The sequence below is a fragment of the Pseudomonas profundi genome (assembly GCF_008638305.1).
Taxonomy (GTDB): Bacteria; Pseudomonadota; Gammaproteobacteria; order Pseudomonadales; family Pseudomonadaceae; genus Halopseudomonas; species Halopseudomonas profundi.
This window is the reverse complement of the sequence record NZ_VTPZ01000004.1, coordinates 261,902-280,614: the sequence shown is the minus strand read 5'-3', so window position 1 is coordinate 280,614 and position 18,713 is coordinate 261,902. Positions and strand designations below refer to the sequence as shown.

At 59.5% G+C, this 18,713-nt stretch carries 18 protein-coding genes and 1 other RNA gene; 6 read left to right on the top strand and 13 right to left on the bottom strand.

The window, feature by feature from the left end:
* Positions 1 to 87: 87 nt before the first annotated feature.
* The 9 genes from gcvP to FZE95_RS07915 form a co-directional block, all read right to left on the bottom strand.
* Entirely contained in the window at positions 88 to 2,973 is a 2,886-nt protein-coding gene (gene gcvP / locus FZE95_RS07955; RefSeq protein ID WP_150300321.1) for an aminomethyl-transferring glycine dehydrogenase, read from the bottom strand.
* Positions 2,974 to 3,281: 308 nt separating this feature from the next.
* Positions 3,282 to 3,662, bottom strand: a complete 381-nt coding sequence (gcvH, locus tag FZE95_RS07950; RefSeq protein ID WP_150300320.1) for a glycine cleavage system protein GcvH — start codon at positions 3,660 to 3,662, stop codon at positions 3,282 to 3,284.
* Between the two features lie 26 nt (positions 3,663 to 3,688).
* Positions 3,689 to 4,774 carry a glycine cleavage system aminomethyltransferase GcvT gene (gcvT, locus tag FZE95_RS07945; RefSeq protein ID WP_150300319.1) on the bottom strand — a complete coding sequence of 362 codons (1,086 nt, stop codon included), beginning with the start codon at positions 4,772 to 4,774 and terminating at the stop codon, positions 3,689 to 3,691.
* A gap of 221 nt (positions 4,775 to 4,995) precedes the next feature.
* Entirely contained in the window at positions 4,996 to 6,600 is a 1,605-nt protein-coding gene (locus tag FZE95_RS07940; RefSeq protein WP_150300346.1) for an ABC transporter permease, read from the bottom strand.
* A gap of 205 nt (positions 6,601 to 6,805) precedes the next feature.
* Positions 6,806 to 7,807, bottom strand: a complete 1,002-nt coding sequence (locus tag FZE95_RS07935) for an extracellular solute-binding protein (RefSeq protein ID WP_150300318.1) — start codon at positions 7,805 to 7,807, stop codon at positions 6,806 to 6,808.
* 69 nt (positions 7,808 to 7,876) lie between these two features.
* A complete protein-coding gene (locus tag FZE95_RS07930; RefSeq protein WP_150300317.1) occupies positions 7,877 to 9,124 on the bottom strand; it encodes an FAD-dependent monooxygenase in 1,248 nt (415 codons plus the stop codon).
* Positions 9,125 to 9,163: 39 nt separating this feature from the next.
* A complete protein-coding gene (ubiH, locus tag FZE95_RS07925) occupies positions 9,164 to 10,354 on the bottom strand; it encodes a 2-octaprenyl-6-methoxyphenyl hydroxylase (RefSeq protein ID WP_223825004.1) in 1,191 nt (396 codons plus the stop codon).
* The gene (gene pepP / locus FZE95_RS07920; protein ID WP_150300316.1) at positions 10,351 to 11,691 is read right to left on the bottom strand and encodes a Xaa-Pro aminopeptidase; all 1,341 of its coding nucleotides are present in this window, start codon (positions 11,689 to 11,691) and stop codon (positions 10,351 to 10,353) included. Before pepP ends, ubiH begins: the two co-directional genes overlap by 4 nt.
* Before the next feature lie 11 nt (positions 11,692 to 11,702).
* A complete protein-coding gene (locus tag FZE95_RS07915) occupies positions 11,703 to 12,272 on the bottom strand; it encodes a UPF0149 family protein (protein ID WP_163981641.1) in 570 nt (189 codons plus the stop codon).
* A gap of 251 nt (positions 12,273 to 12,523) precedes the next feature.
* Here FZE95_RS07915 and FZE95_RS07910 point away from each other — a divergent pair, with 251 nt between their 5' ends.
* From FZE95_RS07910 to FZE95_RS07895, 4 genes are all read left to right on the top strand, one after another.
* Complete coding sequence (locus FZE95_RS07910) at positions 12,524 to 12,733, top strand: TIGR02449 family protein (RefSeq protein WP_150300314.1); 210 nt, start codon at positions 12,524 to 12,526, stop codon at positions 12,731 to 12,733.
* Positions 12,730 to 13,032, top strand: coding sequence for a cell division protein ZapA (locus tag FZE95_RS07905; RefSeq protein WP_150300313.1), 303 nt, complete (start codon positions 12,730 to 12,732; stop codon positions 13,030 to 13,032). Before FZE95_RS07910 ends, FZE95_RS07905 begins: the two co-directional genes overlap by 4 nt.
* Before the next feature lie 42 nt (positions 13,033 to 13,074).
* Positions 13,075 to 13,253, top strand: a non-coding RNA gene (gene ssrS, locus FZE95_RS07900) — 6S RNA.
* Between the two features lie 4 nt (positions 13,254 to 13,257).
* Positions 13,258 to 13,866, top strand: coding sequence for a 5-formyltetrahydrofolate cyclo-ligase (locus tag FZE95_RS07895; protein WP_150300312.1), 609 nt, complete (start codon positions 13,258 to 13,260; stop codon positions 13,864 to 13,866).
* Here the strand turns inward: FZE95_RS07895 and FZE95_RS19905 are convergent.
* Entirely contained in the window at positions 13,847 to 13,975 is a 129-nt protein-coding gene (locus FZE95_RS19905) for a hypothetical protein (protein WP_263398681.1), read from the bottom strand. The two genes, FZE95_RS07895 and FZE95_RS19905, sit on opposite strands and share 20 nt — an antisense overlap.
* A 131-nt stretch (positions 13,976 to 14,106) precedes the next feature.
* Between FZE95_RS19905 and FZE95_RS07890 the strand changes: the two genes are divergently transcribed.
* On the top strand, positions 14,107 to 14,565 hold the full coding sequence (locus FZE95_RS07890; RefSeq protein ID WP_150300311.1) for an EVE domain-containing protein: 459 nt from the start codon (positions 14,107 to 14,109) through the stop codon (positions 14,563 to 14,565).
* Positions 14,566 to 14,657: 92 nt separating this feature from the next.
* Here FZE95_RS07890 and ilvA read toward each other — a convergent pair whose 3' ends face one another.
* Complete coding sequence (ilvA, locus tag FZE95_RS07885) at positions 14,658 to 16,169, bottom strand: threonine ammonia-lyase, biosynthetic (protein WP_150300310.1); 1,512 nt, start codon at positions 16,167 to 16,169, stop codon at positions 14,658 to 14,660.
* Positions 16,170 to 16,351: 182 nt separating this feature from the next.
* Here ilvA and rpiA point away from each other — a divergent pair, with 182 nt between their 5' ends.
* A complete protein-coding gene (gene rpiA / locus FZE95_RS07880) occupies positions 16,352 to 17,026 on the top strand; it encodes a ribose-5-phosphate isomerase RpiA (RefSeq protein WP_150300309.1) in 675 nt (224 codons plus the stop codon).
* Between the two features lie 21 nt (positions 17,027 to 17,047).
* On the opposite strand, the gene FZE95_RS07875 is transcribed toward rpiA, so the two are convergent.
* Positions 17,048 to 17,935, bottom strand: coding sequence for an SdiA-regulated domain-containing protein (locus tag FZE95_RS07875; RefSeq protein ID WP_190324528.1), 888 nt, complete (start codon positions 17,933 to 17,935; stop codon positions 17,048 to 17,050).
* A gap of 92 nt (positions 17,936 to 18,027) precedes the next feature.
* On the bottom strand, positions 18,028 to 18,702 hold the full coding sequence (locus tag FZE95_RS07870; RefSeq protein ID WP_150300307.1) for a fumarylacetoacetate hydrolase family protein: 675 nt from the start codon (positions 18,700 to 18,702) through the stop codon (positions 18,028 to 18,030).
* Positions 18,703 to 18,713: the final 11 nt, after the last annotated feature.

Sequence of the window (18,713 nt, the reverse complement as noted above, 5' to 3'; positions counted from 1 at the left end):
CTGTCGGCGCGTCCGAACGCGGCCCGAGCCGCACGCCACCCCGGGGAAGACCAACATTCCCGCGCGCTAGCCGCGGGAAGAATGGGTTCAGTCTTCGTAGGCCTCGATCGGCGGGCAGGCGCAGAACAGATTGCGATCACCGTATACGTTGTCGATACGATTCACGCTGGGCCAGAACTTGTTCGCCGCCACCCAGGGCCGCGGGAACACAGCCTGTTCAACTGAATAGCTTCGCTCCCATGTGCCGGTGATGTCCGCCAGCGTGTGCGGTGCGTTGTGCAGCGGATTATCTTCGGCACTCCACTCGCCCTTTTCCACGCGGCTGATCTCACTGCGAATGGTCAGCATTGCATCGATGAAACGATCCAGCTCGGCCTTGGACTCACTTTCGGTCGGCTCGATCATCAGCGTGCCCGCTACCGGGAAGGACATGGTCGGCGCATGAAAGCCGAAATCCATCAAGCGCTTGGCAACGTCTTCCTCGGTGATACCGGAAGCCGCCTTGAGCGGGCGAATGTCGATGATGCATTCATGCGCAACGCGCCCGTTACGACCGCTGTAAAGCACCGGATAGGCTTCGCCCAGGCGCTTGGCCAGATAATTGGCATTGAGAATCGCCGTCTGGGTCGCGCTACGCAATCCCTGCGCACCCATCAGCGCGATGTAGGTCCAGCTGATCGGCAGGATGCTTGCGCTGCCCCAGGGTGCCGCACTCACTGCGCCATTGCTCGGATCGGGCCCTTCCAATGGCACGACGGGATGGTTCGCTACGTAGGGTGCCAGGTGCGCCTTCACGCCGATCGGCCCCATGCCGGGCCCGCCGCCACCGTGGGGAATGCAGAAGGTCTTGTGCAGGTTCATATGCGATACGTCTGCACCGATATCCGCCGGCCGCGTCAGGCCGACCTGAGCATTCAGGTTGGCGCCGTCCATATATACCTGGCCGCCATGCTTGTGGATGATCCGGCATATCTCGCCGATGCCTTCTTCATAGACCCCATGGGTAGATGGATAGGTAATCATCAGACAGGACAGATTGTCGGCATTATCCGCAGCCTTCTGCCGCAGGTCTTCGATGTCGACATTGCCCTGGTCATCGCAGGCGACCAGCACCACGCGCATGCTCGCCATCATTGCCGATGCCGGATTGGTACCGTGGGCGGATGTCGGAATCAGACAGATGTTGCGGTGTTCTTCGCCGTTGGCTTCATGGAACTTGCGGATCGCCAGCAGGCCGGCGTATTCGCCCTGAGCCCCGGAATTGGGCTGCATGCTGATTGCATCGAACCCGGTGATCGCGCGCAGCATTTCTTCCAGCTCGTCGAGCATCACCCGGTAGCCTTCGGCCTGCGCCAACGGAGCGAAGGGATGCAACTGAGCAAACTCGGGCCAGGTGATCGGGATCATCTCCGCCGTAGCGTTGAGTTTCATGGTGCATGAACCCAACGGAATCATTGAGTGATTCAGCGCCAGGTCCCTGTTCTCCAGCGACTTGATGTAGCGCAGCATTTCCGTTTCGGAGTGGTAGCTGTTGAACACCGGATGCGTGAGGAAGGCTGACTGCCTGCGCAACGCCGCCGGAATGCCCACCTCGCTGTTTATTACCTGGGCATCCAGCGCGGCGACATCAACTGCCTCACCGTCACTGGCGAACACCGCCAGCAGTTTCTCAACCGTTTGCCGGGTGCTGGATTCGTCCAGGCTGACGCCCAGCGAATCGGCGTCGATCATCCGCAGATTGATGCGCGCCTGGCGAGCACGCTCGACAATTTCCCTGGCCTTGCCAGGCACCTTGAGCGTCAGCGTGTCGAAGAAATGCGAATTGGCGCGCTGGATGCCCTTGGCTTCCAGACCGGTTGCAAGAATGGCAGTGAGGCGCTGAACCCGCTCGGCAATGGTCTTGAGCCCCTCCGGGCCGTGGTAAACCGCATAGAAGCTGGCGATGTTGGCCAGCAGAACCTGCGCGGTACAGATATTGGAGTTGGCCTTCTCGCGGCGGATATGCTGCTCGCGCGTCTGCAACGCCATGCGCAACGCCCGGTTGCCACGGGTATCGACCGAAACGCCGATAATCCGGCCAGGCATTGCGCGTTTGAACGTATCACGCGTGGCAAAGAAGGCGGCGTGCGGTCCGCCATACCCCATGGGCACGCCGAAACGCTGGGCCGAGCCGAACACAACGTCAGCGCCAAGCTCTCCGGGAGGCGTCAGCAATACCAGACTGAGCAGGTCGGCTGAGACGCAGGCCAATGCCTTTTGAGCATGCACGGCATCAATCAGCGGCTTGAGGTCATTGATCTCGCCCCAGGTATTGGGGTACTGGAACAGCGCGCCGAACACTTCGTACTGATCGAGATTGGCGACGTCATCCACCGCCAGCTCGAAGCCGAATGCTTCGGCACGGGTGCGCACCACGGAGATAACCTGCGGGTGGCAGTCATGATCAACGAAGAACAGGTTGCTCTTGTTCTTGGCAACCCGCTTGGCCAGCGCCATGGCTTCGGCCGCAGCGGTGGCTTCATCCAGCAGCGACGCACTGGCCAGTTCCATACCGGTCAGATCTATAGTCAATTGCTGGAAGTTCAACAGGGCTTCCAGACGACCCTGGGCGATTTCGGGCTGGTAGGGTGTGTAGGCGGTATACCAGCCGGGATTTTCCAGCACGTTGCGCAGGATCACATTGGGTAGCAGTGTCCCGTGATACCCCATGCCAATACACGAGGTGAACACCTCGTTGCGGCTGGCCACACCTTTCAGGTAAGTCAGCACTTCGGCCTCGCTACGCGGGCCCGCCATATCCAACGGCTCTTTCCGCAAAATGCTTCCAGGTACCGTCTGGCTAATCAGCTCGTCCAGTGACGCGACGTCCAGCGTCTCCAGCATCGCCTGCTGTTCAGCCGCATCAGGGCCAATATGGCGGCGGATGAAGTCGTCTGTCTGTTCCAGATCGGTAAGGCTTGGTGCATTGCTCATGGGGTTACCTGTTGAAGATAGGAAACGGTCGTGCATAGGGAATGGGACCACGCACGGGAAACGCGTTGGTGGCAGAGGGGCCTGGAGCTGTCACCCGCAGAATTGCGCGAAACTGCGGGGCGATTGCGCCGAGTCGCATCTGCTGAACACTGGAATCTTGCTGGCCGGCCTGGTCAATCAAGCCTGCTCCATGCGATCAGTCAGCGCTTCAGCCCGGCAATTGCCCGGCTGAAGCGCTACCCAACGCAGCCAGCCGATATTCGGAACCTGCTTGTAGTCCCGATACCGGTCTGGCCGCATCAACCAATTCAGATGGAAGCGCCGTACGCCTCTGCGTCCATCAGATTATCGAGCTCGCTGGTGTCAGTCGGCTTGATCCTGAAGAACCATGCGCCAGCGTAAGGCTCGCTGTTGACCAGCTCCGGCGTATCGCCCAGCGCTTCGTTGAAAGCGATAATTTGACCGCTGACAGGCGCGTAGATGTCCGACGCGGCCTTTACTGATTCGACCACTGCGCATTCTTCGCCAGCGGTAACCGTGCGGCCAACTTCAGGCAGTTCGACAAAGACCACGTCACCCAACAGGTCCTGAGCATGATCGGTAATACCGACTGTGATGGTGCCGTCTTCTTCCAGGCGGGACCATTCGTGGCTTGCAGCGTAACGCAGTTCGGCGGGGATATTGCTCATCGGGCTGTCCTCTAGAAAAGTGAAACTTATTCGAATAATGGCTTGCCGTTACGTACGAAGCCCGGCTTGATCACCCGTACGGCAAGCTGCTTGCCGCGGATTTCGACCTTCGCATGCTCGCCTGTGGCGCGCGGCACGCGAGCCAGCGCGATCGACACACCCAGCGTAGGGGAGAAGCTGCCGCTGGTAATCTCGCCTTCACCAATGCCATTCACAATCACCTTCTGATGGCTACGCAGCACAGCACGCTCGGATAACACCAGACCGACCAGTTTCGGCAAATCACCCGCATCACGCTGAGCTTCCAGCGCCTCACGGCCGATAAACTCGCGCTCGGCAGGTTCCCAGGCAACAGTCCAGGTCATGTTGGCGGCCAGGGGCGATACGCTCTCGTCCATATCGGAGCCATACAGATTGAGCCCGGCTTCCAGACGCAGCGTGTCCCGCGCGCCCAGACCGCATGGTTTGCTACCAGCGGCTACCAGGGCTTCCCAAAACTCGGCAATCTGCTCAGCAGGCAATACGATTTCGAGGCCGTCTTCGCCGGTGTAGCCAGTGCGGGCAATAAACCAGTCGCCGTCGACCAGCCCCTGAAAGGGTTTGATGTCGTTGATCAGTGCGCCGCGGGTGTCGCTGACCACGCTGGCCGCCACTTCACGGGCCCGTGGGCCTTGCACAGCCAGCATTGCCAGATCAGAACGCTCGGTCAGCGTGACCGCAAATTCCTCGGCCTGGCTGTGCATCCAAGCCAGGTCTTTTTCACGTGTCGCCGCATTGACCACCAGGCGATAACCGTCCTGCATGAGATAGACAATCAGGTCGTCAATGACACCGCCCTGCTCATTCAGCATGGCGGTGTAAAGCGCCTTGCCGGCCAGCGACAGGCGGCCGACATCATTCGCCAGAAGATACTGAAGGTAGCCCTTCGCCTCGGTCCCGGTCACATCAACCACGGTCATGTGCGAGACATCGAACATACCCACATCGCGGCGGACGTAATGGTGTTCTTCGATCTGGGAGCCATAGTGCAATGGCATGTCCCAGCCACCAAAGTCGACCATCTTGGCACCGGCGGCGACATGCTGATCATACAGGGGAGTGCGCGAGCCCATTCAGTCTTCCTTAAATCAAGGGTGGTTCAGTGGGGGCGATTGTAGCCACAATCGGGCATCCTGTGCAGCCCTTGACCGGCACCGCCGATCAACAGCGTGGCGGAGATCGCGCGCCGCGGCGCGGCGAAGCCGCATACATCAGACTCTGGATGCGCCGCGGTCTGTCGCCATTGCCTGGCGATCCCACCCGGCAGGCACAAGCCGCTACGCAACGGCGGCGTCTATCGACGGCCGGACCGACGTATCAGCACAATCACCGGCAGCAAGCCGGCCAGTACCAGGGTCAGCGCCGGGAGCGAAGCGCGCTGCCAGTCACCTTCAGCGGTGAGACCATAAATCCGTACCGCCAGGGTGTCCCAACCGAATGGCCGCATCAGCAGCGTAGCGGGCATCTCCTTGAGCACATCCACAAATACCAACAGCGCGGCACTCAGCGCACCAGGTAGAAGCAGCGGCAGATAGACACGCCAGAATACCGCCCAGCCGGTCTGACCCAGGCTCTGTGCCGCCTCCGGCAGCGATGGGCGAATACGCGCCAACGAGGTATCCAGAGGCCCATGCGCAACGGCCATGAAGCGAATCAGATAGGCCAGCAGCAGAGCAAATACGCTGCCGAGCAGCAACTGTGATGGATTCTCCACCCCCAGCGCGTGACTGACCGGAATGATCAGTCTGTTATCAAGGAAACTGAAGGCAAACATGATTCCGACAGCCAGAACCGAACCCGGCAAGGCATAGCCGAGGTTGGCCAGCGCGACGGCACTGCGTACCCGCCGTATCGGTTGCAACCGTCTGGCCAGCACAACCAGTGTAGCCAGCGTCACGGTCATTACCGCCGCCATTGCACCCAGCATCAGGGTATTGCGGATCACGCCCCAATAGCGGCTATCCAGATCATGGATGCCGCTATTCACCAGCCAATAGATCAGCTGGCCAACCGGGATCACGAATGCCAGTGCCAGCACCAACAGACAAAAACCGGTGGCCAGCCAGGCCCGATAGCCTTTCAGGTGATACAGCGCGCCCTGCCTTGGCCGGTCGACGCCGGGAAAGCGCCTGCTGCCCTGCGCCCGACGCTCGAGAAACAACGCCATGAACACAAAGAGCAATAGCAGGCTCGCCAGTTGAGTAGCTGACTGCAGACTGAAAAAGCCATACCAGGTCTTGTAGATTGCCGTGGTGAAGGTGTCATAGTTGAACACCGACACTGCGCCGAAGTCCGCCAGGGTTTCCATGATTGCCAGCGCTGCGCCCGCGCCAATAGCCGGGCGCGCCATGGGTATCGCTACTCGCCAGAATCCTTGCCACGGCGTATGGCCGAGGATGCGTGAGGCTTCCATGAGCCCCTTCCCCTGCGCCAGGAATGCCCCGCGCGCCAGCATGTAGACGTAGGGATAGAACACTAGCGTAAGAACCAGCACCACCCCGGTTGTGGAACGGATGGAAAAGAACAAACGGAAATCGTTACCCAACCAGTCCCGCAGCAGGGTCTGGAAAGGGCCCGAAAAATCGAACAGCCCCACACTGACGAACGCCAGTACATAAGCAGGAATGGCAAAGGGCAGCATCAGCGCCCAGTCGAACAGACGCCTGCCAGGAAAGTCGCACAGACTGGTCAGCCAGGCCAGACTCACCCCCAGAGCAATCACTCCGACTCCGACACCCAGCACCAGTATCAGCGTATTGGTGATCAGACGTAACATCTGGGTCTGCAACAGGTGCCCCCAGATTGCCGGATCAACGGATTGCCAGCTGAGCACCAGAACCAGCAAGGGCATCATGACCAGCGCGGCGGACACATAGGCGATCAGCCGCCAGCGGGGCATATTGGAAATCGAACGATGGGGCACAGCCACTCCAGGAGATGTGCGAAACAAAAACGCCCGGTCATTTGACCGGGCGTGCAGTATATCGGGAAAACCTATCGGTGGCTTTCCGGTAGGGTCTGCTGCTGCGTCGTAGCGAACCGCGCTGCCGTGGCAAATACCGGCAGCACTCGCAGCCGCTACTGAACGTGGCTGACCCTCTGGCTTAATTCCAGCCCAGACGGTCCATCAGCATGATGGCTTCAGGCTGGCGACGGCCCGCCACCTCAACATTGATATTGTCCGCCTTGAAATCGCCCCAGGCTGCTACTTCCTTGGACGGCTCTATCGAATCGTTGGCAGGGAATTCCATGTTGATATCGACAAATACGCGCTGCGCTTCTTCGGTGGTCAACCACTCGATCAGCTTGAGCGCTTCTTCTGGCTGGTCAGCGTGCTTGGTTACGCCGGCACCGGAGATATTCACGTGAACGCCGCGGCCTTCCTGGTTCGGCCAGAACAGCGCGACTTTAACGCCCGGCTCTTCCTTGCTGAGACGGCCGAAGTAATAGCTGTTGACGATACCGACGTCGCACTGGCCAGCGTCAATCGCCTTGAGCAGAGAGGTGTCATCGGAGAAGACCGGAGCGGCCAGATTTGCCACCCAACCCTTGATGACTTCGCTGGTTTTCTCCGCGCCGATGGACTCGAGCATGGTGGCAACCAGTGACTGGTTATACACCTTTTTTGAAGTGCGCAGACACATGCGGCCCTTCCAGCTGTCATCAGCCAGTGCTTCGTAGGTGCTCAGCTCCTTCGGATCAACGCGCTCGGTTGAATAGGCGATAGTACGCGCACGCAGCGAAAGGCCAGTCCACTGTCCGCTCTCAGCGCGATACTGTGAAGGAATGTTGTCTTCGATCACCTTAGATTCCATCGGCTGAAACAGGCCTTGTTGCTCGGCCTGCCAAAGGTTGCCGGCGTCCACGGTCATGAATATATCCGCCGGGGTGTTGGCACCTTCGGCGCGCAAACGCGCCATCAAGGGGCCTTCGCGATCGGTGATGAACTTGATGTCGACGCCGGTGTTCTTGGTGTACAACTCGAACGCCGGCTCGATCAGATGCTCCTGACGGGAGGAGTAAACAACCAGCTCTTTGGCTTGGGCCAGACCAGTGAAGGCGGTCAGCGCGAGACTTGCGGCGACAATGGAACGCTTGGCAGACATGAAAGAGCCTCTCGTTAGGAATCAGAGGCCAGATGATAATGATTTCCGTTCCATGCCGCAATAAACAACTCAGCGCTGTTCGCGCAACTGCGGATCACGCGCGAGCTCAGGCAAGTCCCCGGTCAGGCCCATGGCGCGCCGGATAATCCCGCCCTTGATCAGCTCTTGCCCGTCCAGCAGACGCATGCCGGTATTTCGAATCCAGCGCAATGGCAAGGCATCAGCATCAAACAGTCGCTCAAAACCTTCCATCGCAGCCATCATCCCCAGATTGGCTCCCATGCGCCTGCGTTCGTAACGTTGCAGCACCTGCAGTGAAGCGATGTCCTCGCCTCTTTCCAGTGCGGCAACCAGCACATCATAGAGCTCGGCGGCGTCCAGCAGGCCCAGATTGACACCCTGTCCGGCCAGCGGATGGATACTATGGGCCGCGTCACCAATCAGCACCAGTCCGGTGACTGCGTAGCGCTTGGCGTGGCGCTGGCGCAGGGGAATCCGACGTCTCGGATCGGCCGCCAGAATCTCGCCAAGCCGCCCTTCGAAGGCTTCCCCCAACTCACGCATGAAGGTCTCATCGTCCAACGCCATGATATCGGCGGCCCGATCAGGCTTGAGCGACCAGACAATTGAGCAGAAGTGTTCGCCGTCACGATCCGGAAGCGGCAGCAATGCCAGCGGCCCGCTCGGCAGAAAGCGCTGCCAGGCAGTATCATCGTGGGGTTTTTCGGTGCGCACCGTGGTCACGATTGCGTCATGCAGATAATTCCATTCGCGCATATCGAATCCATACAGCTCGCGCACCTGGGACCGCGCGCCGTCGGCCGCCACGATCAGCGGCGCTGACAACCGTTCCCCGCTGGCCAGCATCAAGCGCCAACCGTCGTCTTCCTGAACCAGGCCGTCCACACGCTGACCGCCGAACAGTGCCACCTCGGTATCAGCAAGACTGTCCAATAACGCCTGCTGGATACGATAGTTCTCGACAATGTGGCCAAGCCGCACTTCGCTAAGCGACGCCGCATCAAAGCTGACCTCGCCGGTGCCCTCTGCGTCCCATACGTGCATGTGCTGATAGGCGCAGCATGCCGACGCGGGAATCCGTTGCCAGACGCCGAGGTTGGCAAGGATATGCTCGGATGCAGCGCTCAGTGCGCTCACTCGCGGGTCGTACCCCGATCCAGTGAGCTGAAAGGGAATCGGTTCATCAAGCGGCATCGCGTCGATCAGCGCCACCTTGAGCTCGGTATCGGCCAAGGCGCGCGCAAGCGTGGCGCCAACCATACCGGCACCCACGATAATCAGATCAAACTGCGCCATATGCGCCTCCGGTAGGTAAAGCTGAAATCACAGCCTGAATCAGAGCCCCATCGCCTGGCGTGCGAACAAGCGCTTGGCTGGCGGCAGAATATCAATCCCGAGCAGACCAAGGTTGCGCCCGGCGGCGAGGAGTGGCTGCCTGTTACTGAACAGCCGCGTCAGGCGGTCACTGAAAGCCACTGTCATCAGCTGATCGCTGCGCTGACATTCGAGATAACGCATCAACACGGCAAGTTCGCCCGGTGACTTGTGCTGTTGCTGGGCGCGGACCAGTGTGTTGGCCAATGCCAGCGTATCGCGCAGCGACAGGTTGAAGCCCTGACCAGCAATCGGATGCAGACTGTGTGCAGCGTTGCCCAGGATCACCAGATGCGAGCGGACCTGCTCCTCAGCTTCAATCAGGCTAAGCGGATAGCAGTTGCGCTCGCCCACTTTCACCAGTGCGCCCATGTGATAACCGAAAGCGTCCTGCAGACGCTGCAAAAAGGCTGCATCGGGCAATGATGCGATTTCAGCCGACTGATCCTCCGGCAGTGTCCACACCAGTGCGCTTCGGCTTGCAGACATTGGTAATAGCGCCAGGGGACCGGAATCGGTGAAACGTTCGTAGGCCACCCCGTCATGCCCCTCGGCACTGGTGACGTTGGTGACCAGCGCCACCTGGCCGTAGGGCGAAACCTCGCGGTGCACACCGAGCTGCGCAAGCAGACTCGAACGCCCGCCATCGGCGATCACCAGCAGATCAGTGTGCAGACTTTGCTCACCCGTCGGCGAGTCCACTTCGATACCGTAGCCGTCAGGCCCGGGGATGGCCCGGACCACCCGACCCGGAGCGATCCACTCCACGACGTCATGATCCAGCGCGCCGATCAGAACCTCCCCCAACCAGGCGTTTTCGACCACATAACCCAGAGCAGGCACCCGCTCCTGCGCTGCGTTGATGCGCGCCGACCCCGGATTGCCGCGATCCGATACATGAATCTGTCTGATCGGTTCGACGCGCTGCGCCAGCTTCGACCAGATACCCAGGCGTTCGTAGATCTTCCGGCTGCCCTGGGACAACGCGGTGGAACGGGCGTCGTAACTGGGCTGGGTAAAGCCCGCCCGGTTCGGCGGATGCGCCTCGATCAGGCGTATCGTCCAGCCCGCCTTGCGCGCACAATCCTGCAGTGCCAGCGCCAGACTGGCGCCCACCATTCCGCCGCCGACGATACTGATGGTCGTGCTCACGCGGCCGCTCCGCTGGTTTCACGCGCCTCGGCCATCAAGGCTTCGATAGCATCGGCATCCTTCGGCACGCTGGCTGAAAGCACATCGCAGCCCGTACGTGTGACCACGACATCGTCCTCAATCCGCACGCCTATGCCGCGCCATTTCTTCGGCACGTTGGTATTGTCCGGGGAAATATAAATGCCCGGCTCGACCGTCATGACCATCCCCGGCTCCAGTACGCGCCATTCTCCCCCGATGCGGTAATCGCCCACGTCATGCACATCCATGCCCAGCCAATGGCCGGCGCGGTGCATATAGAACGGACGGTAGGCTTCGCTGGCAATCAGCTCATCCACATCACCCTGGAGCAGGCCCAGATTACGCAAGCCTTCGGTGATCACGCGAACCGTCGCTTCGTGGGACTCGTTCCAGTGCCTGCCGGGCGCTATCACTTCAATCGCAGCGGCCTGCGCCGCCAGCACGATGTCGTAAATGGCGCGTTGCTCGGCGGAAAACCGCCCGTTGGCGGGGAATGTGCGGGTAATGTCACTGGCGTAGCAGTCCAGTTCGCAGCCTGCATCGATAAGCACCAGATCGCCGTCGCGGATCTGGCTGGTGTTTTCGGTGTAATGCAGAATGCAGGCGTTACGCCCCGCCGCGACAATCGACGCATAGGCCGGCGAACGGCTGCCGTTGCGCATAAAACTATGCTGCAGCTCCGCTTCCAGCTGGTATTCATACTGGCCAGGTTCGCAGCTCTGCATGGCACGCGCGTGTGCCTGGGCGGAGATTTCCGCCGCGGCCTGCATCACCTTGATCTCGGCCGCGCTCTTGTACAGCCGCATGTCGTGCAGCAGGTGATCGAGCGCGACAAACTCGTTCGGCGGCTGGGCCCCCAGGCGCGCCTTGCTGCGAATGGTCTTGATCCAGTTGGTCAGGCGCAGATCGAACTCCTGATTGGCACCCATGGCGTAATACACGCGTTCACGGCCTTCGATCAGCCCCGGCAAAATATCGTCGACGTCGCTGATCGGGAACGCATCATCGGCACCGTACTCGCTGATAGCGCCTTCCTGTCCGGCGCGATAGCCATCCCAGAGTTCGCGCTCCTTGTCCTTCTCGCGGCAGAACAATACGTACTCACCATGCTCGCGACCGGGGATCAGTACTGCTACGGCTTCAGGCTCGGGAAATCCGGTGAGGTATTGAAAATCGCTGTCCTGGCGGTAGTTATGCTCGACGTCACGGTTACGGATATACACCTGGGCTGCCGGCAGCACGGCAATGCTGTTCGGCTCCATCTGTTCCATCAATGCCTTGCGGCGGCGGGCATATTCCGACTTGCTGATTCGCATAGGTACCTCTATCAATGCAGGGATGCGGGCGGTTGATCCTGCGCTTCTGCTGGCTGACATTCACTGAATACCATCAGTACCGCCATGCGCACATATTCCATGACTTCCATGAAATCCACTTCGTTGGCTTCGGACTCCTCAAGGTCGGTCTGCACCTGGGCAATGGCCGCGAAATCCTTGAGAACGCTGTCGACCTCCTCGCTCAGTTCCTGCCCACGTTCGACCAGACCGAAACCACCGAGAAAGCCTTCACACCACTGACCAAGCGCCCGGGTGCGGTGGTCAATGGTCGCGCTGTCGTCGGGAATCAGCAAGGTAAGCTCGAAACCACTGCCAGACAGCTGAGCCAGGCTTGCATCATGCAACTGCAACAACAGGACCTTGCCCGCCTCCGCCGGCGTGGAGGTTCCGTCAATGACTTCTGTGGCGATACTCAGCCAGGCGCCATGATCGAGCCGGCTACCGGCAGAGAGGCGACCGATCAGATGGCCATGCAGCTCGGAGGGGTTACCGGCGGCGCCGTGGTCACTGAATAACTGGGCATAGCGGTCATAATCGAATACGTCTGGCATCAAAGCCATAAGGAAGGGGCCTCGCGGGAAACAAAAGACTGGAAGATTTGCGGAGCGGCAGCGGATATTAGTCATCTGCCGACCAGACTTAGGGTAATCTACTGCGCAAGAGGTAAAGGGTCCAGTCTGGTGACGTGGTAGTGGCCGCAGCGCAGCAGCGAACGGCTTTTCGCACACCCTGATACCGTAACGGCGGTCAGTTTGACCCGCCTGCGGGCCCCTTCTATAGTTGGCGAAACCGGGATGGCAGAATGGCGCAAATGGACGAACCCGATATCGATACCCTGACAGACAAGGTTGCACAGTTGATCGCTGTCTGCGAACGACTCCAGCAGCAAAACCAGCACCTGCTTTCACAGGAGCGCAACTGGCGCGAGGAACGGATGCAGCTGATCGAAAAGAACGATCTGGCACGCCACAAGGTCGAAGCCATGATATTGCGTCTCAAATCCCTGGAGCATGATTCATGAGCGAACCCCTAACCGTCATCTTGCACATCCTCGACAAGGAATACCGCATCAGCTGTCCACCCGAGGAGCGCAACAACCTGGAGTTGGCGGCCCGTCATCTGGACACCAAAATGCGCGATATCCGCAATAGCGGCAAGGTCATCGGCGTGGACCGCATTGCGGTCATGGCTGCCCTGAATATCAGCCATGAAATGCTTACCGGCACGACACACAAAAACGCCGCGTTTGAAGATCAGCAGCGTCAGATCACTGACCTCGTTGCCCGTCTGGATCAGGCCCTCGCCCGCCACCAGAACTGATCAACGGCATGAAATCCCGGAGAGAGTTGTGTATAGTCCGAGACATCCCTGGGGTGTTCGCCAGCCGGAGATGTCCCTGAGCCGATACTCCTGTAAAAGGAGGCCACGCGTTGCTGTCAGTGTGCATGTCCGCATGACGGAAAGCCTTCGACAGCGCCGTGTCCACCACCTTGAACTGTCGGGTTCAAGGGCTAACCCGGCAGCGGCACTCTGGGGACCCAATCCATGAACGGTGAATCACGCAGCGCTCTGCGTCGCCGTTTGCGTCAGACCCGGCGCAACCTCTCCCGCGCACAGCAACACCAGGCCAGCCAACGACTTTTCCGTCAGCTTGCCCAACATCCGCTGTTCATTCGCAGTCAGCACATCGCCTTTTATCTGGCCAACGACGGGGAAATCGACCCTGCTCTGCTGATGACCCATGCCCGACGCCTGGGCAAGCAATGCTACCTGCCCGTTATCACTGGCTGGCCAATGGACCGGATGCATTTTCAGAAGATAACCGGTGATCAGCGCTGGGTGAAAAACCGTTTTGGTATTCTTGAACCAGTGATCAAACGCGGACTTCAGGCTCGTCCCTGGCGGCTGGATCTGGTGCTGATGCCATTGGTGGGATTCGATGAACAGGGCAATCGCCTTGGCATGGGTGGCGGCTTCTATGACCGCACTTTCGCCTATCGAAGATGGCGACCCAACTGGACCGGCGCGCGCTTACTCGGGCTGGCTCACGATTGCCAGAAAGTCGAGGCGCTGCCGGTAGCTTCGTGGGACATCCCCCTCGATGGTATCGTCAGCGACCGGGAGGTTCTGCTGTTCAGGGCACCATCCGTATGATTTCAGGCCTGGGCGCATGCTCAACGAAGCCCTGCGTGTAGCCCGTCGTGACAACTCCCAGACCGAACATGATGACAATGACCCAAAGCCAATCGGGCTTGCGACGCATAACAATCTCCTTGTTGTTGTTATCCCTGACGCGTCTAACGTATACGCGCACCTGCGGCAAGGCATTCACACTTGCACGCAGCAGCTTATTTAAGGTGTTTTTTTCCTAATGTCAAATTGGCGTCAAAAAATATGCACTATTGGCTGATGAAGTCGGAGCCGGACGTTTTCTCCATTGATGACCTGAGCAATGCAGACCGCGCACCCTGGGACGGCGTACGCAATTACCAGGCGCGCAATCACATCGCGCAGATGCAGCCCGGCGACCTGTTCCTGTTTTACCATTCGAGCTGCAAACCGCCCGGTCTGGCGGGTATCGGCGAGATCGTCAGCGCGCCCTACCCGGACCGCGCAGCACTCGATCCCGGCAGCCCGTACCACGACCCCAAGGCAACAGCCGAGAAGCTGCCGTGGAAGGCTGTCGATGTGTGTTATCGAGAATGCTTTGCAAGGCTACTGAGCCTGGAAACGATCAAAACTCTGACCGGGCTCGAAGGGTTACCCTTGCTGCAGCGCGCAAGCCGCCTGTCAGTGATGCCGGTCACTGCCGAGCAATGGGAGATATTGTTGAGCGCGGCCAGGGCAGGTTAAATCGCGCTGCCCAACCCAAGAAGAATCGCCGTGTCGGCGCGCGGTGCCGCCTGGGGGTGTAGCGCGCCTGCGCTACGCCGGGTCCTGGCACCTCACCCCAGATACAAGTTGTACGCGGGATTATCCGTCTCGTCCCAATAGGCGTAGCCAATCGAGTCCAGCGCCTCCGGCACTTTGGCTCGATCAGCCACCGGTACCTGCAGGCCCACCACTACGCGTCCATAGGCAGCGCCATGATTGCGGTAGTGGAACATGGAGATATTCCAGCGTCCGCCCAGCTTGTTGAGAAAGTTGAACAAGGCACCCGGACGCTCCGGAAATTCGAAACGGTACACCACTTCGTCGGTAACCTTGTCCGCATGCCCGCCCACCATATGCCGGATATGCAGCTTGGCCAGCTCGTTATCGGTCAGATCCAGTACCGGAAAATCTTCCTGCAGGCGAGCCACCAGGGCATCGCGCGGATCATGCTCGGGATGCGTTTGCACACCGACGAAAATATGCGCCTCGGCATTGGTGTGGAACCGGTAATTGAATTCAGTGATCGCGCGCTTGCCAATCGCCTGACAAAACGCCTTGAAGCTACCCGGCTTTTCAGGAATGGTCACCGCCAACAGCGCTTCACGTTTCTCACCGATCTCAGCCCGTTCAGCCACGTGTCGCAGCCGGTCGAAGTTGACGTTGGCACCGGAATCAATGGCGATCATCACCTTACCCGTGCAGCCTTCACGCTCGACGTATTTCTTGATCCCTGCAACGCCCAGGCATCCGGCGGGCTCGCAGATCGAACGCGTATCGTCGTAGATATCCTTGATGGCGGCACACATCTCGTCAGTCGAGACCGTGATGACCTCGTCGACAAAGTGCCGGCACACTTCGAAGGTGTGCTTGCCGATCTGGGCCACCGCCACGCCATCTGCAAACAGGCCAACCTGACTCAGGGTCACCCGCTCGCCCGCTTCAAGCGCGGCCTGCAGACAATTCGACTCATCAGGCTCCACACCAATCACCTTGATGTCCGGGCGCAGGTATTTCACATAGGCGGCGATCCCGGCGATCAATCCGCCGCCACCGACCGGAACGAAGATGGCGTCCAGATTACCGTGATGCTGACGCAGGATTTCCATGGCGACAGTGCCTTGGCCGGCAATGGTGTCGGGATCATCATAGGGATGGATATACACCAAGCCTTTTTCATCGACCAGCTTCTGCGAATAAGCCAGTGCCTCATCGAAGGCATCACCGTGCAGCACCACTCGTGCGCCCCGGGCACGCACAGCCTTCACCTTGATCTCCGGCGTAGTACGCGGCATCACAATGGTCGCCTTCACGCCCATGTGACGGGCAGCCAGCGCCAGGCCCTGCGCATGATTGCCAGCTGAAGCTGTAACCACGCCACAGGCGCGCTGCTCATCGGTCAATTGCGCAAGCTTGTTGTACGCCCCGCGAATCTTGAAGGAAAAAACCGGCTGTAAATCCTCGCGCTTGAGCAACACCGTGTTGCCCAGCCGCTCGGAGAGAAAGGGCGCGGCGTGAATAGGTGTCTCGACCGCCACGTCATAGACGCGCGAGCAGAGGATTTTCTTGACGTAGGATTCCAGCATTGACCTTCAGCTTGTAGGGTTGAAATGGAATCGGGCAGTTTAGGGGCTGACGAGGGCTGGTCGCAAGCGGCGTGCGGCGGTGCATCGCGCGCGATTGCAGCGAATGCCTCATGTGCCCCTACACGGCGGCAACCAGGAGTCCGTATAATCGACGGCCTATTCGCTGAATCGGAGAACCCGGCATGACCCAGGACGAACTCAAACAAGCGGTTGCCCAGGCAGCGGTGGATTTGCTGCGGCCCAACCTCGAAGACAAGAGCGTCATCGGCGTCGGCACCGGCTCCACCGCCAACCACTTCATCGATGCGCTGGCCAAACACAAGGCCTACTTCGATGGCGCCGTTGCCAGCTCCGAGGCCACCGCCGAGCGCCTGAAAAGCCATGGCATTCCGGTGTATGACCTCAACAGCGTCGCCAGTCTGGATTATTACGTGGACGGCGCAGACGAAGCCAACAAGCATCTGGAATTGATCAAGGGCGGCGGCGCGGCACTGACCCGCGAAAAAATCGTCGCGGCAGTGGCGCGCACTTTTGTTTGCATAGCGGATGACAGCAAGCTGGTCACCACTCTGGGCGCATTCCCGTTACCGGTGGAAGTTATCCCGATGGCGCGCAGCCACGTCGCCCGGGAAATCGTCAAGCTGGGCGGCGATCCCGTCTACCGTGAAGGCGTAACCACTGATAACGGCAACGTCATACTCGACGTGCACAACATGCAGATCGTCGATCCACGCGGCCTCGAAGAAAAGCTCAACGCGATCGTAGGGGTGGTGTGCAATGGTCTGTTTGCCGCACGCCCTGCCGATGTCCTGTTGCTGGGTACCAGCGAAGGCGTCAGAACGCTCAAAAAAGCCTGACAGGCAGCAGCCCGGCCCCGTTCAGTCTTCCCGAACGAAACGATAGAAAAGGTTCGGCTCGCTGACGATATAGATGCGTTTCTGCGCATCTATAGCGATACCCTCCGCCTGGGGCACTGTAGCGCCCAGCCCACTCATACCCCGCCACAGGCCCAACACACTGACGGCCTGACTGTCCTGATCGTATTCCACCGCCATATGTGACTCGTCGCTCAACAGCAACAGGTGACCGCTGTTTTCATCCAGGCTCAAAGCAGACAGATCCGCCATGAACAATTGATCGGAATCCGAGCGCTTGATTTCGGTAATGGAGACGCTGCCTGATTCCAGCGCATCGACAAACCCTTGGACCCTTAACAAGCGCAACGGATCGCGCTCTTTCACAACCAGTAGCTCGCCTTTTATATGATCCCAGGTCAGACCCTCGAAACCCACATTACCGTCTCGGTCCAGCCCAATGGTCAGACTGCGCATGCCTTCGACATTGATTTCAGTGGCATCGCGCGGAATATCAGTAAGTATCAGCCTGTGCGCACGTTCTTCTGCAAGCACAAAGCGGTCCCCGCTGATATGCGCCAGGCCTTCCATATCATCAACACCATGCACCGTAACCTGGCGCAGCAGTTCACCTTCGAGGCTGATCTCCACCAGCAATGGCCTGCCGTTGAGCACCCCGAACAGCGTGTCGCTTTCATGGTTATAGGTCAGGGCTGAAAGGTCGTCTTCCAGCTGGGGAATGGGTGCCGCTTCAATATCGACACGATAACGGCCGAGGTCCAGCGCACGCTCGGGCAATGGTTGGCGGTTGAGCTTCCAGGATTGCCAGAGGAGCACATCGAGCTCATTGACCCGGATATAAACAAACGCAGCGACAACTGCCAGAACCAGGACTATGAGCAAGCGCTTCAATGCGAAGCCTCCAGCAAAACGGCCATACAACCATCAGCAGATGACGAGCGTGTGACATCCGCCGCGCGAGACAAATGGGACCGCAAAAAGCCTCAGTTGTGCGAATCGACAACCCGCGTCACCTGCTCAAGCACACCCGGAATGGACAGCTCCAGCCCATCACCCGATTTCAGAACGCCGACACCCGCGGGCGTACCGGTGATAACCACGTCGCCGGGCTGCAGGGTGAATACGTCTGCGATCTGCCGCAACAGAGTGAGTATTGGCGTGATCATATCGGCGCTGCTGCCCTGCTGGCGTACTTCGCCGTTGATCTTCAGCTGCAGCGAAATGTCGGTCAGGGTCAGTGCCGCAGGTGCAACAAAGCCGGACAAGGGGCAAGCCCCGTCGAACGCCTTGGCGCGCTCCCAGGGATGGGATTTGGCCTTGAGCTGATCCTGCAGTTCGCGCAGGGTCAGGTCGAGCGCCAGACCAACACCGCCGATGGCCGCCTCAGCCTGGCTTTCGGTCACATCGCCGTTGAGGGTTTCGCTGATCAACAACGCTATTTCGGTCTCGTAATGCACCGGGCCACGTCGCGGAGAAAGCACAATATCGTTGGTCAATGACACCACCGCAGTAGCCGGCTTGATGAATAACAAAGGCTCGGTGGGGACCGGATTGTTCAATTCGCGGGCATGTTCGGCATAGTTGCGACCGACGCACACCACCTTGCCTACCGGCAAGTCGAGTGGCGTTCCGTCAAGATAGGTGTGCTGATATGGCATGAGAGGTTCCT